At 65.2% G+C, this 12,715-nt stretch carries 13 protein-coding genes; 8 read left to right on the forward strand and 5 right to left on the reverse strand.

Annotation, left to right across the window (positions count from 1 at the left end; all coding sequences use genetic code 11):
• Positions 1-10: 10 nt before the first annotated feature.
• From nosZ to Q0P59_RS17245, 3 genes are all read left to right on the forward strand, one after another.
• Complete coding sequence (nosZ, locus tag Q0P59_RS17235) at positions 11-2,308, forward strand: Sec-dependent nitrous-oxide reductase (RefSeq protein WP_295008579.1); 2,298 nt, start codon at positions 11-13, stop codon at positions 2,306-2,308.
• 83 nt (positions 2,309-2,391) lie between these two features.
• The gene (locus Q0P59_RS17240) at positions 2,392-2,703 is read left to right on the forward strand and encodes a c-type cytochrome (RefSeq protein ID WP_295008581.1); all 312 of its coding nucleotides are present in this window, start codon (positions 2,392-2,394) and stop codon (positions 2,701-2,703) included.
• Positions 2,704-2,706: 3 nt separating this feature from the next.
• Positions 2,707-3,978 carry an NAD(P)/FAD-dependent oxidoreductase gene (locus Q0P59_RS17245; protein ID WP_295008583.1) on the forward strand — a complete coding sequence of 424 codons (1,272 nt, stop codon included), beginning with the start codon at positions 2,707-2,709 and terminating at the stop codon, positions 3,976-3,978.
• A gap of 15 nt (positions 3,979-3,993) precedes the next feature.
• On the opposite strand, the gene Q0P59_RS17250 is transcribed toward Q0P59_RS17245, so the two are convergent.
• Together Q0P59_RS17250 and Q0P59_RS17255 are read right to left on the reverse strand one after the other, a co-directional pair.
• Positions 3,994-4,260: a helix-turn-helix domain-containing protein gene (locus Q0P59_RS17250; RefSeq protein ID WP_295008585.1), complete on the reverse strand. Its 267-nt coding sequence runs from the start codon at positions 4,258-4,260 to the stop codon at positions 3,994-3,996.
• A gap of 19 nt (positions 4,261-4,279) precedes the next feature.
• Positions 4,280-4,753, reverse strand: coding sequence for an ankyrin repeat domain-containing protein (locus Q0P59_RS17255; protein ID WP_295008587.1), 474 nt, complete (start codon positions 4,751-4,753; stop codon positions 4,280-4,282).
• 232 nt (positions 4,754-4,985) lie between these two features.
• On the opposite strand from Q0P59_RS17255, the gene Q0P59_RS17260 reads away from it, so the two are divergent.
• The 5 genes from Q0P59_RS17260 (at position 4,986) to Q0P59_RS17280 (ending at position 10,813) form a co-directional block, all read left to right on the forward strand.
• Positions 4,986-5,690 (forward strand): Crp/Fnr family transcriptional regulator, encoded by a 705-nt coding sequence (locus tag Q0P59_RS17260; protein WP_295008589.1) that lies wholly within the window; start codon positions 4,986-4,988, stop codon positions 5,688-5,690.
• Between the two features lie 47 nt (positions 5,691-5,737).
• Positions 5,738-7,150 carry a PLP-dependent aminotransferase family protein gene (locus Q0P59_RS17265; RefSeq protein WP_295008591.1) on the forward strand — a complete coding sequence of 471 codons (1,413 nt, stop codon included), beginning with the start codon at positions 5,738-5,740 and terminating at the stop codon, positions 7,148-7,150.
• A 113-nt stretch (positions 7,151-7,263) separates the two neighbouring features.
• On the forward strand, positions 7,264-8,655 hold the full coding sequence (ccoG, locus tag Q0P59_RS17270) for a cytochrome c oxidase accessory protein CcoG (RefSeq protein WP_295008594.1): 1,392 nt from the start codon (positions 7,264-7,266) through the stop codon (positions 8,653-8,655).
• 21 nt (positions 8,656-8,676) lie between these two features.
• Positions 8,677-10,350, forward strand: coding sequence for a nitrite/sulfite reductase (locus tag Q0P59_RS17275; protein ID WP_295008596.1), 1,674 nt, complete (start codon positions 8,677-8,679; stop codon positions 10,348-10,350).
• The gene (locus Q0P59_RS17280; RefSeq protein ID WP_295008598.1) at positions 10,334-10,813 is read left to right on the forward strand and encodes a DUF934 domain-containing protein; all 480 of its coding nucleotides are present in this window, start codon (positions 10,334-10,336) and stop codon (positions 10,811-10,813) included. Before Q0P59_RS17275 ends, Q0P59_RS17280 begins: the two co-directional genes overlap by 17 nt.
• Positions 10,814-10,831: 18 nt before the next feature.
• Here the strand turns inward: Q0P59_RS17280 and Q0P59_RS17285 are convergent, their stop codons facing one another.
• From Q0P59_RS17285 to Q0P59_RS17295, 3 genes are all read right to left on the reverse strand, one after another.
• Positions 10,832-11,140, reverse strand: a complete 309-nt coding sequence (locus Q0P59_RS17285) for a hypothetical protein (protein ID WP_295008599.1) — start codon at positions 11,138-11,140, stop codon at positions 10,832-10,834.
• Positions 11,141-11,142: 2 nt separating this feature from the next.
• A complete protein-coding gene (locus Q0P59_RS17290) occupies positions 11,143-11,748 on the reverse strand; it encodes a cytochrome c oxidase subunit 3 family protein (protein WP_295008600.1) in 606 nt (201 codons plus the stop codon).
• Positions 11,749-11,877: 129 nt separating this feature from the next.
• Positions 11,878-12,715: EAL domain-containing protein (locus Q0P59_RS17295; RefSeq protein WP_295008602.1), on the reverse strand; the 838-nt coding region annotated here is incomplete at its 5' end.

Raw genomic sequence — 12,715 nt, forward strand, 5'->3', positions numbered from 1 at the left:
GGGGAGAAAAATGCGTGTAATAACCAGGCGTCCGTTGGCGCAGTTCATGCTCATCGGGCTGGCTGCCGGCCTGTCCGGCACCGCCGTCGCGGCCGAGTCGCTGCAGGACGTATTGAAGCGCCGCAACCTGTCGCAACAGGATCTGCTGTCCGCCGCCAAGACCTACGTGCCGACCGGCAAGCGCGACGAGTTCATCGCCTTCTCGTCGGGCGGCCAGTCGGGCCAGGTGCTCGTCTACGGCATTCCGTCGATGCGGATTCTCAAGTACATCGGCGTGTTCACGCCGGAACCGTGGCAGGGCTACGGCTACGACGAAAGCTCCAAGGCGGTGCTGGCCCAGGGCAATATCGACGGCCGCAAGATCACCTGGGGCGACTCGCACCATCCGGCCATGTCGGAAACGCAAGGCAAGTACGACGGCCAGTTCCTGTTCATCAACGACAAGGCCAATCCGCGGATCGCCGTGATCGATCTGCGCGATTTCGAGACCAAGCAGCTGGTCGCCAACCCGATCTTCAAGTCGGAGCACGGCGGCGCCTTCGTCACGCCGAACACCGAATACGTCATCGAGGCGGCCCAGTACGCGACGCCGCTCGAGAACCGGAAATTCGCCCCGCTCGAGGAGTTCAACGAAAAGTATCGCGGCGGCATCACCTACTGGAAATTCGACCGCAAGGAAGGCCGCATCGTCCCCAAGGAGTCCTTCTCCGTGGAACTGCCGCCGTACTCGCAGGACTTGTCCGATGCCGGCAAGGGGCCGTCGGATGGCTGGTCGTTCACCAATTCCTTCTGTTCCGAACGCTACGTCGGCGGTATCGAAAAAGGCCGTCCGCCCTACGAGGCGGGATGTTCGGCCAAGGATACCGACTACATGCACGTCGTGAACTGGCGTAAGGCCGCCGAGTTGGTCGCCCAGGGCAAGGCGAAGAAGATCAACGGCCACAACGTGATCATGATGGAGACCGCGATCAAGGAAGGCATCCTCTTCCTGATCCCCGAACCCAAGTCGCCGCACGGCGTCATGCTTTCGCCGGACGGCAAGTTCATCACCGTTTCGGGCAAGCTCGATACCCACGTCTCGGTCTATTCCTGGGAAAAGATCCAGGCCGCGATCAAGGCCGGGCGCTTCGAGAGCAAGGATGCCTACGGCATTCCGGTCATCGGCATGAAGGAAACCCTGCACAAGCAGGTGCAGCTCGGGCTCGGGCCGCTGCACACGCAATACGACGCCAAGGCCTGCGTCGCCTACACCTCGCTGTACGTCGATTCGCAGGTCGTCAAATGGGACTACTGCGAGGGGCGCGTTCTCGACAAGATCGCCGTCCATTACAACATCGGCCACCTGATGACCATGGAAGGCGACAGCGTCGAGCCGAAGGGCAAGTACCTGGTGGCCATGAACAAGCTGTCGATCGACCGTTTCAACCCGGTCGGCCCGCTGCATCCGCAGAACCACCAGCTGATCGACATTTCCGAGGACAAGATGCAACTGCTCTACGACATGCCGGTGCCGCTCGGCGAGCCGCATTACGTGGTCGGGATCGAAGCCTCGAAACTCAAGCCGGGCGTGCGCTACAAGGTCGGCACCGATTCGCGCACCGACAAGCCGCACCCGGGCGCGGTGCGGGCCGGCGAGGAAAAGACGGTCAGGAAGGGCAACAAGGTCGAGGTCTTCGGCACCCTGATCCGCTCCCACATCACGCCGGAAACCATCGAGGCGGAAGTCGGCGACGAAATCACGGTGCACCTGACCAACCTCGAGCGCGCCCAGGACGAAACCCACGGCTTCGCCGTCGGCACCTTCGACGTCCATGCCTCCGTGGAACCGGGCAAGACGGTCACCGTCAAGTTCAAGGCCGACAAGGAAGGCGTCTATCCGTACTACTGCACGGAATTCTGCTCGGCGCTGCACCTGGAGATGCAGGGTTACCTGCTGGTCAAGCCGAAGGGCTGGAAGCCGAGCAAGCCGGCCGCGGCGGAACAGGTGGTCTACACCGAGGACGACTACAAGAAGCAATTGAAGAAGGTGGCTGAAACGCAGGCCGTCATCGACCAGGTCGTCGCCTACATCACCGGCGTCAATTACCGCGATTTCCCGGATGTGGTCGCCTTGATGGACGACGCGGTCGATCAGCTGAACAAGACCAAGGAAACCCGAGCCAAGGCCGAAGAGGCGGCGAAGCGGAAAGACTGGCAGCAGGCGACGCTGTGGGCCGAACAGATCTGGCAGTACCAGGTCAAGGCGGCCGACATCGGCATCCGTGCCAAGAACTACCTCGAGCAGAACGGCGCCAGGAAAACCAAGTAGTCCATGAAATAGTCCGCAACCCCTTCGGTCGGAGGGCGTGCTCCCCCAAACCTCTCCTGGCACGCCTTCCGACTTTTTTTGACATGATCAATCTCCTGCTCCGAACCGCCCTTGCCGGCGCCTTGCTGTGCTTCATCGCGAGCGCCCACGGCGGCGTATCCGCGGCCCAGTCGCTGGCGGCCACCTGCGCCAATTGCCATGGCACCAACGGCCGGCTGCCGACGCCGGAAGCCGTACCGCCGCTCGCCGGCCGGTCGGCCGAATGGATTCGCCAGCAGCTCACCGCATTCCGCAACTACGCGCGGCCGTCCACGGTCATGCAGCAGATCGTCCGCGGATACAGCGACGAAGAAATCGCGCTGATCGCCGATTGCCTGGCAAGGAATGGCGACTGAACGATGCGACGAAAATTCCTGAAAACGATGGGCGGAGGCGCCCTTGCGCTGCTGGCCGCCTGCGCGACCCGGACGGAGCGCGTCATGCCGCGCGTTGTCGTGGTCGGCGGCGGATTCGCCGGCGCGACGGTGGCCAAGTACCTGCGCCTCTGGAGTCGGGGCGAAGTCGCCGTCACCCTGGTCGAACGGAACCGGCAGTTCGTTTCCTGCCCGGTATCCAACCTGGTGCTGGCCGGCGAGCGTTCGCTGGCCGACATCACCCTCGGCTATGCCGGGCTGGCCCAACTCGGGGTCGAGGTCGTCCATGCCCAGGCCGAACGGATCGACCCGGGAAAACGGACGGTTCTGCTCTCCGGCGGCCTTTCCCTGCCTTACGACCGCTGCGTGCTGGCGCCCGGCGTCGATTTCATCAACGAGGACATTCCCGGACTGGCGAGCGAGGCGGCGCAGCGGCGGTTCCCGCATGCCTACAAGGCCGGGGCGCAGACCGTGGCGCTCCGGAATCAACTGGCCGCCATGCCCGACGGCGGGGTGTATGCCTTGTCGATTCCAAGGATTCCCTACGTTTGCCCGCCGGGGCCCTACGAGCGGGCATCGCTGATCGCCGCTTACTTTCGCCGCCACAAGCCGCGTTCCAAGGTGCTGATCCTCGACGCCAACGACGGTGTCGCCTCGAAACGCCCCTTGTTCCTGCAGGCCTGGGCAGAGCTATATCCCGATCTGATCGACTATCGCCCCAACATGCCGCTACGTGACGTCGATGCCGGCAGCGGGGCGGCCATCTTCGACTTCGAGCAGCTGCAGGCCGATGTCTGGAACGTCATCCCGGCCCAGCGCATCGGCCGCATCGCCCGCGAGCTCGGCCTCAAGCTGGCCAACGGCCGGTGGGCCGAGGTCGACTGGCTGACGCTCGAATCGCTCAGCCATCCGGGCATCCATGTGATTGGCGACGCCACTTTCGCGGCGCCGCTGATGCCGAAGTCGGGGCACATGGCCAACCAGCAGGCAAAGGTGCTGGCGGCGGCGCTGGTCAATCTGTTCGCCGGCCGCCAAATCAACCCTCGCCCGAAGGTGATGAACACCTGCTACAGCTTCGTCAGCTTCGAGCAGGCCATGCATGTGGCCAGCGTTTTCGACTACGACGCCGAGCAGGCGACCTTCCTGTCGGTTGCCAAATCCGGCGGCCTGTCGGAGCGTGCCAGCGAACTCGAGGCCGGCTACGCCCACGCCTGGGCCAGGAACATCTGGGCCGACAGCCTGTCCGCCGTTCATTGAACGGCAGCCGGGCGCTCAGCCGAAGCGGGCCATCTTGCGCTGCAGGGTGCGGCGGCTGATGTTGAGCATGCGGGCGGCCTGCGAGCGGTTGCCGCCGCTGCGGGAAAGAATCTCGATGATGTAGTCCCGCTCCACCTCCTGCAGCGATTTCACCGCTTCGCCCGTGTCGTGCTTTCCCGGCGGCACGGCGAGGAGGGGTTTGTCGCCCGGCGCCGGCGGCCGCGGCTGGCCGGCGCCGTGTCCGGCCGGGACTTCGATGAGCGGATGGATCGCTGGGTTCATGCCTGTCTCCCGGACGCCGTCAGCACGGTTTTCCCGGCGCGCATTTCTTCAGCAGCCACAGCGAGATGACGCCGGCCACCTCGTAGGCCATGGCTTTCCGGGCGACGGAGGTCGGGTCGCGTCCGGAGGCGGTCAGGGCGTAGGGGTCGGCACCGGCTTCGAGCAGCAGTCGGGCGTGCGCCGCATTCTGCGAATAGGCGGCGACATGCAGCGGCGTCATGCCGTCGTGGTCGCGGGCGTTCGGGTCGGCGCCCGCGGCGATCAAGGCCTGCAGCCCCCCGGGGGCGGCATTGGCCGCCGCCAGGTGGAGCGGCGTCGAGCCGACTTCGGTCCGGATGTCCCGGCTGCCGGGATCGGATGCGAGGGCGATGGCGACATCCTGCGCTGTACCGGTGCGTGCGGCATTCAGGATCGGGTGTTCGAGGATGCTGGCATTTTCGTTTGCGGCACAGTTGATGGCCATGGCGGCAATCATCGCAACAAGGATTCTCACGTTGAATTTCCCCAATAAATTAGCTTGTTACGGAAATTCTCGCCTTTCCGGCCGGGGGGCGGTGATGACAGCTGGTGACTTAGTCTTGCGGTACAGACAAAAGCTGCCGGGGAAACTGTTCCTATCGAAATCATCGATGGCTGTCACTGTCTGCGCGCCCCGTGTTCTGGTGTACTGGCCGGCATTGGCAAGGCGCCCCGGATTTCGCAGGGGATGGCGTGCGGGAGGGCGGATGAGCGAACAACAATGCGACGACATGGTGGCCTGCATCACGGCATTCCAGGCGCGTTTTCCCGGCGCGGGAATCAGCCGGCAGCTCGTTCTCCGGAATCGCTACGTATTTCATGCCGGCAACCCCGCGCAAGGGCTGTTCCTGGTGATCGACGGCCTGGTCAAGGTGTTCAAGGCGAGTCGTGCCGGGAACGAAAAGATCATCCACGTCGCGGCGCGCGGGGATTTCCTGGCCGAAGTGCCGGTGCTGCTGCAGCGCGGTTACGACACCACCGCGCAGGCTGTTGCGGATGCGGTGCTGTTCCATATCCCGGAAGCGGCCGTCTTTGCCTTGCTGGGCGAGTCGCCGCTGCTCTTCCGGCAGCTGTTGGGCGGCATGGCGCGCAAGGTGCATGACCTGGTCCAGGATATCGAATCCAATTTCAAGGCCGGGCATGAACGGGTCGCCGACTTCCTGCTCTCCCATGCCGCGGAGAGGTCGCCGCAGGACGAGTCACTGAGCATCGTCCTGCCGATCAAGAAAACCGACCTTGCCTCGTGGCTCGGCCTGACGCCCCAGCATTTTTCGAGGATTCTGCAGGATATGCGGCAGAAAGGCCTGATCGAGGTCGACGGGCCGGCCATTCGTGTACCGTCGGTGGACAAGCTGAAAAAGGGCTGGCTGCGCTTTGGCCGGGATGAATCAATGTCGCCGGCCGCCCACTGAGGCATCATGCGGGGGCCGATAACCGCGAGCGAAGGGGAGAAACAAGCATGGTGCGCTACCAGAGTCTGGCCTACGAGACGGAAAAGCTGATTGTCGACGGGGTGCTCCGGCCCGGCGACCGGCTACCTTCCGTCCGCCAGGTGTGCCGGACGCACGCCATCAGCCCGGTGACCGTGACCCAGGCCTACTACCTGCTGGAGAGCCGGGGCCTGATCGAGGCCCGGCCCAAATCCGGCTACTTCGTGCGCGCCCGTCTCGGGCAGCGCCTCAACGAGCCGGAGATGAGCCATCCCGTGGGCAACTCGACCGAGCTCCAGGTCAGCGACTTCATCTTCCAGATCCTGAACAGCGTCAAGGACCCGGCCGTGGTGCCCCTGGGGTCCAGTTTTCCCAGCCCCTTCCTGTTCCCGTTCGACAAGCTCGGGCGTTTTCTCTGCCAGGCGGCGCGGCGCTTCGATCCGCTGTCGACGCTGAGCGACCTGCCGCCCGGCAACGAGGAATTGCGCCGCCAGATCGTGCTGCGCTACCTGTCGCGCGGCGCGGTGGTGGCGACCGACGAGGTGGTGGTCACCTCCGGCGCGATGGAGGGGATCAACCTCTGCCTGCAGGCCGTGACGCAGCCCGGCGACCTGATCGCCATCGAGTCGCCGACCTTCTATGCGGGGCTGCAGGCGAGCGAGCGGCTGGGCCTCAAGGTGATCGAGATCCCGTCGCACCCGCGCGAGGGGATCAGCATCCAGGCGCTGGAGGATGCGCTGCGCCACCATCCGATCAAGGCCTGCCTGCTGATGCTCAATTTCGGCAATCCGACCGGCAGCCTGGTCAGCGAGGAGCGCAAGCGCCATCTGATCGACCTCCTGGCCCGCCACGACGTGCCGCTGATCGAGGACGACGTGTATGGCGAGCTGTACTTCGGCCCGCAGCCGCCCCTGTGCAGCAAGGCGGCGGCGAAGGCCGACCACGTCATGCACATTTCGTCGTTTTCCAAATGCCTGGCTCCCGGCTATCGCCTCGGCTGGGTCGCCGCCGGCCGCTATGCCGAGAAGATCGTGCGCCTCAAGCTGGCGACGACCCTGGCGACGACGATCCCGGTCCAGATCGCCGTCGCCGAATACCTCAAGCACGGCGGCTACGACCACCACCTGCGGCGCTTGCGGCAGCAGCTCCAGTTGCAGGAGTCGGTGCTGCTGGAAGGGGTCGAGCGCGCCTTTCCCGGTTCGACCCGCCTGGCCAGGCCGGCCGGCGGCTACTTCGTATGGCTGGAGCTGCCGGAATCCGTCGATGCGCTCAAGCTGCACCGCATGGCGCTGGACCAGGGGATCAGCATCGCGCCGGGGCCGATCTTTTCGGCCAAGAAGGAGTTCGCCAACTGCATCCGCCTCAACTTCGGCCACCCGCAAACCGAGGCCATGCAGCGGGCCGTCGCCACGCTCGGCCACCTGGTATCGACCCTGTCCTGAGCCGGGTGCTGCGGCCTTCTATCTGTGCCTATTGAAAATCAAACGCGCTGCAACTGTTATCAATCGCGCCCCGGTGATTTACTGATGTCCAGTCACATAGCCAGGAAAACGACATGGACAGGCCGGTCAGCAAGGTTCGCGAAGCGAAGCTCGAACTCTATCGGAAGAAAGGGAAAATCCACGCCAAGGCAGTAGCGGGGCGCTTCAACACGCTGCGCTGGGGCATGGTATGGCTGACCCAGGCCATCTTCTACGGTTTGTGCTGGGTCGATTGGGAGAGCGCCGGTACGGTCCGCCAGGCGGTGCTGTTCGATATCGCCCACGAAAAGCTCTATCTGTTCGGCCTGGTCCTCTGGCCGCAGGATGCGCTGCTGCTGGCCCTGGTGCTGATCGTCGCGGCGACGGCGCTGTTCCTGGTCACCGCGCTGGCCGGGCGCCTGTTCTGCGGCTTTGCCTGCCCGCAGACGGTCTATACCAGCATCTTCACCTGGATCGAGGCGCGGATCGAGGGCGACCACCTGGCGCGCCTGCGCCTCGATGCCGGTCCGCTGACGCCCCGCAAGCTGCTGCTCAAGACGGCAAAGCACGGCATCTGGGCGGCCATTGCCATATGGACGGCGGTGACCTTCGTCGGCTACTTCACCCCGATCCGCGACTTGCTGCCTACCGTCGTCGCGCTCGATACCGGGCCGTGGGAGGCCTTCTGGCTGATCTTCTACGCCGCCTTCACCTATGTCCAGGCCGGCCTGGCGCGCGAGGCGGTCTGCCAGCACATGTGCCCCTATTCGCGTTTCCAGGGCGTGATGTTCGATCCGGCGACGAGCAACGTGGCCTACGACCGCCAGCGCGGCGAACCGCGCAGCAACCGGCGCCAGGCCGGGACGACCGGGGACTGCGTCGATTGCGGCATCTGCGTCCAGGTCTGCCCGACCGGCATCGATATCCGCGACGGCCTGCAGTACCAGTGCATCAATTGCGGCCTGTGCATCGATGCCTGCGACCAGGTCATGGACAAGATCGGGGCGCCGCGCGGCCTGATCCGCTTCGCTTCGGAAACGGCGCTGGCCGCTCCGGAAAAACATCGGCCATGGTATGCCCGGCCGCGGATCGGCGCCTATGCGGCGCTGCTGCTGGTTTTCTGCGGCCTCGGCGCGTGGACGCTGGACCAGCGCTCGCTGTTGCTGGTCGATGTGCTGCGCGACCGTGGCGCCTTGCTGCGGGAAACGGCGGAAGGGGAGATCGAGAACGCCTACACGCTGAAGCTGATGAATCTCGCCGAGGTGCCGCGCGAGTTCGTCGTCCGCGTTGCCGGCATGCCGGGTGCCCGGATCGTCGGCGGGTCGCGCTTCAGCGCCGAGCCGGGCAGCATCCGCCCGGTGTCGCTGACCGTGGCGGCGCCGGCCGACAGCGGCCTGTCCGGCATCCAGCCGATGACGTTTTCGATCGAAGCCGCCGACGACCGCAGCATCCAGGTCGTCGAAAAAAGCAGTTTCGCCTTGCCGTAAATTTTTGCGACCTCATTCGACATGTACCTCTACAACCCCATCGATCAACGCCTGGTGGATGACCGGGTAGCCCTGTATCGCGACCAGACCCGGCGTTTCCTGAACGGCAGCCTGAGCGAGGACGATTTCCGTCCGCTGCGCCTGCAGAACGGGCTCTATGTCCAGCGCCAGTCGCCGATGCTGCGCGTCGCCATTCCCTACGGCACGCTGTCCAGCCGGCAGATGCGGGCGCTGGCCCGGATCGCCCGGACCTGGGACCGCGGCTACGGCCATTTCACCACCCGCTGCAACATCCAGTTCAACTGGGTGCGCCTGGCCGAGGTGCCGGACATCCTGGCCGAACTGGCCAAGGTGCAGATGCATGCCATCCAGACCTCGGGCAACTGCATCCGCAACGTCACCACCGATCCGTTCGCCGGCGTGGCCGAGGACGAGGTCTTCGATCCGCGGCCCTACTGCGAAATCGTTCGCCAGTGGTCGACGCTGGCGCCGGAATTCCTGTTCCTGCCCCGCAAGTTCAAGATCGCCATCGCCGGCGGCGCGGAAGACCGGGCGGCCGTGCGTTTCCACGACATCGGCGCGCTGGCCCGGCGCGATGCCGAGGGGCGGCCGGGTTTCGCCATCCATGTCGGCGGCGGCCTCGGGCGGACACCGATGGTCGGGCAGTGCATCAAGCCCTTCCTGCCGCGCGCCGAACTGATCAATTACCTCGAGGCCATCCTCCGGGTCTACAACCGCTATGGGCGGCGCGACAACAAGTACAAGGCGCGCATCAAGATCCTGGTCAAGGACCTGGGCCTCGAAGGCTTTGCCCGGGCGGTCGAGGACGAATGGGCGCATGCGAGAAACGGGCCGAACACCCTGGCCGAATCCGGCTTCGCCGCCATGGAAGCCTTTTTCGGCGGCCCGCCGCTGCGCCAGCAGTCTCCGTTCGACCCGGTCGATGCCGATGCCTTGCGCAACAACCGCGCCTATTCGCGCTGGGTGGCGCGCAACGTGGCGCTGCATCGCCAGCCCGGCTACCGCATCGTCACCCTCACGCTGAAGAAAACCGGCATTCCGCCGGGGGATGCCACCGCCGATCAGATGGACATCGTCGCCGAGCTGGCCGAGCGCTTCGGCGGCGGGGAAATCCGGGTCACGCACGGGCAGAACCTGGTCCTGCCCTACGTCGCCCGGGAGAATCTGTTCGCCCTGTGGGCCGTCGCCAGCGCCCACGGCCTGGCCACCCCCAACGCGGGCTTGCTGAGCGATATCGTGTGCTGCCCCGGCGGCGATTTCTGCTCCCTGGCCAACGCCCGCTCCATCCCGGTCGCCAAGGCCATCCAGGAACGTTTCGACAGGCTCGATTACCTGTTCGACCTCGGGCCGCTGGACCTCAACATCTCGGGCTGCGTCAACGCCTGCAGCCATCACCATATCGGGCACATCGGGATTCTCGGCGTCGATAAGAACAACGAGGCGTGGTACCAGATCACCCTCGGCGGCCGTGCCGGGAATCGTTCGCATATCGGCCGGGTCATCGGTCCCGCGTTTGCCGCGGCCGACATTCCGGACACCGTCCAGACCCTGCTCGAGACCTACATCCGCCTGCGCCACGACGAGGAGCCGTTTATCGACACCGTCGAACGGGTCGGCCCGGGGCCGTTCAAGATCGCCGTGTATGGAGGAGGCGCCCATGAAGCGAATCATTAAGGACGGCGCGATCGTCGACGATGCCTGGCAAATCCGGGCGACGCCGGATGTCGCGTCTGCCGGCCGGGGCGCGAAAGCCATTCTGCCCCTGCCGATCTACCTGGCCCAGGCCGCCGCTCTTGCCGACAGGCAGGCTGCCGTCGGCGTCCTGCTCGGGCCGGACGACGATCCGGAGGCGCTGCTGCCCCATCTCGAGCGGCTGCCGCTGATCGCGGTCGATTTTCCCGCTTTTGCCGACGGCAGGGGCTATTCGACCGGCCGGCTGTTGCGCTCGCGTTACGGCTTCGCCGGCGAATTGCGCGCGGTCGGCGACATCCTGCGCGACCAGCTGTACTTTCTCGGGCGCTGCGGATTCAACGCCTTCGCGTTGCGCGAAGACCAGGATCTCGAGGCGGCCCTGGCGGCGTTCGGCGACTACGCCTGGCAACCCGCCTGGCAGCAGCAGTCCAGCCGGCCGGGCTGAGTCGCCCCGGGGCCTTTCTCAGAGCGACGCGACGCGGGCAAATTCCTTGCCGAAGAAGGCGGTCAGCACCAGGGCAAGCGGCGTGAAAGCGACAAAGGCATGGGTGACGCGGCGAATGAAGGGGTGGGCAAGGCGGGTTTCGACGAAATGCCGGGCGATCAGGTCGCCCTTGATCCAGACGATGGCGGCGACCAGCAGTTGCAGCCAGGCGTCGCCGTGCAGGTACTCGCTGAGCAGGACGCTGGCCAGGGTCAGGCCGACCAGCGCCAGCCAGGTCTTGACCAGGGGGCGGTAGGCCGCCGACGGAGCGGTTGGGAGCGGATTCATGATTACACCAGGACGTAGAAGAAGGGGAAGATGACCAGCCAGATGATGTCGGTGGCGTGCCAATAGCTGGCCAGCGCTTCCAGGCCGGCGTAATCGTCGGCCGAATAGCCGCCGGCCAGATGGCGGGCGAGAACCCAGAGTATCCCCAGGATGCCCCAGGTGGCGTGCACCAGGTGGTTGAAGGTGAGGTAGTAATAGACCGTGAAGAAAATCCCGGATTCGCCGTTGATGCCGTGGCCCAGATTCCACTGGATCTCGAAGTATTTGGCGACCGGGTAGCCCAGCGCCAGTACGAGTCCGCCGATCAGCCAGTAGAGCGACTGCCGGCGCCGGTTGGCGCGGATGGCGACCACCGAGCAGGCGATGAAGAAGCTGCTCGTCACCATCAGCAGGGTGATGACCGTCCCGGCAAGGCGCGACAGCTTTTCGCTACCCGCCTCGAAGGATTCGGGAAAGTGCGCACGGGCGACGAAATAGACCGCGAAAAGCACCAGGAACTCGACGAATTCGCAGGTGATGCCGACCCAGATGCCCTTGTTGCCGGGGATACGGGAGGTGTTGCCGGTGGCGGGCGGCGTTTCGGGCAAAGGCAGGGCGAGCGAACTCATGGCGACTCCACGTGAATTGATGGCCGATTGTTCGCCTGTTTGGCCTCCGATAACAGATACAGCTGGATTGAATTGGAATGGGCACAGCGAAGCGGGAACTCCGCCCGGAATGCGGCTTGCAAAGACCGGTCATCCCGCAGAAGCCGGAAAGCCGTTCTCCTTGAGCGCCTTCTCGATAGCCGCGGGTTTGAGCGATTTGCCGAACAGCCAGCCTTGCAGGATGTGGCAGCCGCTTTCGTTCAATAGCGCGGCCTGTTCCGCCGTCTCGACCCCTTCGGCGACGATCTCGAGGCCGAGTTGGCGGCCGATGGCGATGATCGTGCGGGCGATGGCGAGTTCTTCCGGGGCATGGGTGATGTTGTTGACGAAGGAGCGGTCGATCTTCAGGCGGTCGAGCGGCAGGCGCGACAGGCTGGCCAGCGCGGAGTAGCCGGTGCCGAAATCGTCCATCGCCAGGCGGACCCCCATCTCCCTCAGGCGGCGCAGGGTGGCGGGGATCGTGGCGTGGCGTTCGATGTCGGCGTAGAGGCTTTCCGTCAGTTCCAGAACGAGGGCGCCGGCCGGCAGCCCGCTCTCGGCCAGCGCCGCGGCGACTCGTTCGGCAAAATCGCCGGCGTGCAGCTGGCGCACGGAAACGTTGACGGATATCGACCAGCCCTTGCCGCGGGGGTAAAGCTCATGCCACGACTTCATCTGCCGGCAGGCCTGGCGCAGCACCCACTCGCCGAGCGGGACGATCAGGCCGGTCTCTTCGGCCAGCGGAATGAACTCGGCCGGGGAGACGGCGCCGCCGGGTTGTATCCAGCGCAGCAGCGCCTCGAAGCCGCTGATCCGGGTGTCCTTCTCGCTGTCCACGATGGGCTGGTAATGCACCTCGAACTGCGATTCGTCGAAGGCCAGACGGATTTTCTGTTCCATCGACAAGCGCTGGCTGGCCTTGATGCCCAGGCTTTCGTCGTAGAAATGG

The sequence above is a fragment of the uncultured Dechloromonas sp. genome, assembly GCF_945957265.1.
Taxonomy (GTDB): Bacteria; Pseudomonadota; Gammaproteobacteria; order Burkholderiales; family Rhodocyclaceae; genus Azonexus.

Excerpts from the sequence above, each read along its gene's own strand:
- nosZ (WP_295008579.1), top strand. The coding sequence starts at position 11 with ATGCGTGTAATAACCAGGCGTCCGTTGGCGCAGTTCATGCTCATCGGG.
- Q0P59_RS17240 (WP_295008581.1), top strand. The coding sequence starts at position 2,392 with ATGATCAATCTCCTGCTCCGAACCGCCCTTGCCGGCGCCTTGCTGTGC.
- Q0P59_RS17245 (WP_295008583.1), top strand. The coding sequence starts at position 2,707 with ATGCGACGAAAATTCCTGAAAACGATGGGCGGAGGCGCCCTTGCGCTG.
- Q0P59_RS17250 (WP_295008585.1), bottom strand. The coding sequence starts at position 4,260 with ATGAACCCAGCGATCCATCCGCTCATCGAAGTCCCGGCCGGACACGGC.
- Q0P59_RS17260 (WP_295008589.1), top strand. The coding sequence starts at position 4,986 with ATGAGCGAACAACAATGCGACGACATGGTGGCCTGCATCACGGCATTC.
- Q0P59_RS17265 (WP_295008591.1), top strand. The coding sequence starts at position 5,738 with ATGGTGCGCTACCAGAGTCTGGCCTACGAGACGGAAAAGCTGATTGTC.
- ccoG (WP_295008594.1), top strand. The coding sequence starts at position 7,264 with ATGGACAGGCCGGTCAGCAAGGTTCGCGAAGCGAAGCTCGAACTCTAT.
- Q0P59_RS17275 (WP_295008596.1), top strand. The coding sequence starts at position 8,677 with ATGTACCTCTACAACCCCATCGATCAACGCCTGGTGGATGACCGGGTA.
- Q0P59_RS17280 (WP_295008598.1), top strand. The coding sequence starts at position 10,334 with ATGAAGCGAATCATTAAGGACGGCGCGATCGTCGACGATGCCTGGCAA.
- Q0P59_RS17285 (WP_295008599.1), bottom strand. The coding sequence starts at position 11,140 with ATGAATCCGCTCCCAACCGCTCCGTCGGCGGCCTACCGCCCCCTGGTC.
- Q0P59_RS17290 (WP_295008600.1), bottom strand. The coding sequence starts at position 11,748 with ATGAGTTCGCTCGCCCTGCCTTTGCCCGAAACGCCGCCCGCCACCGGC.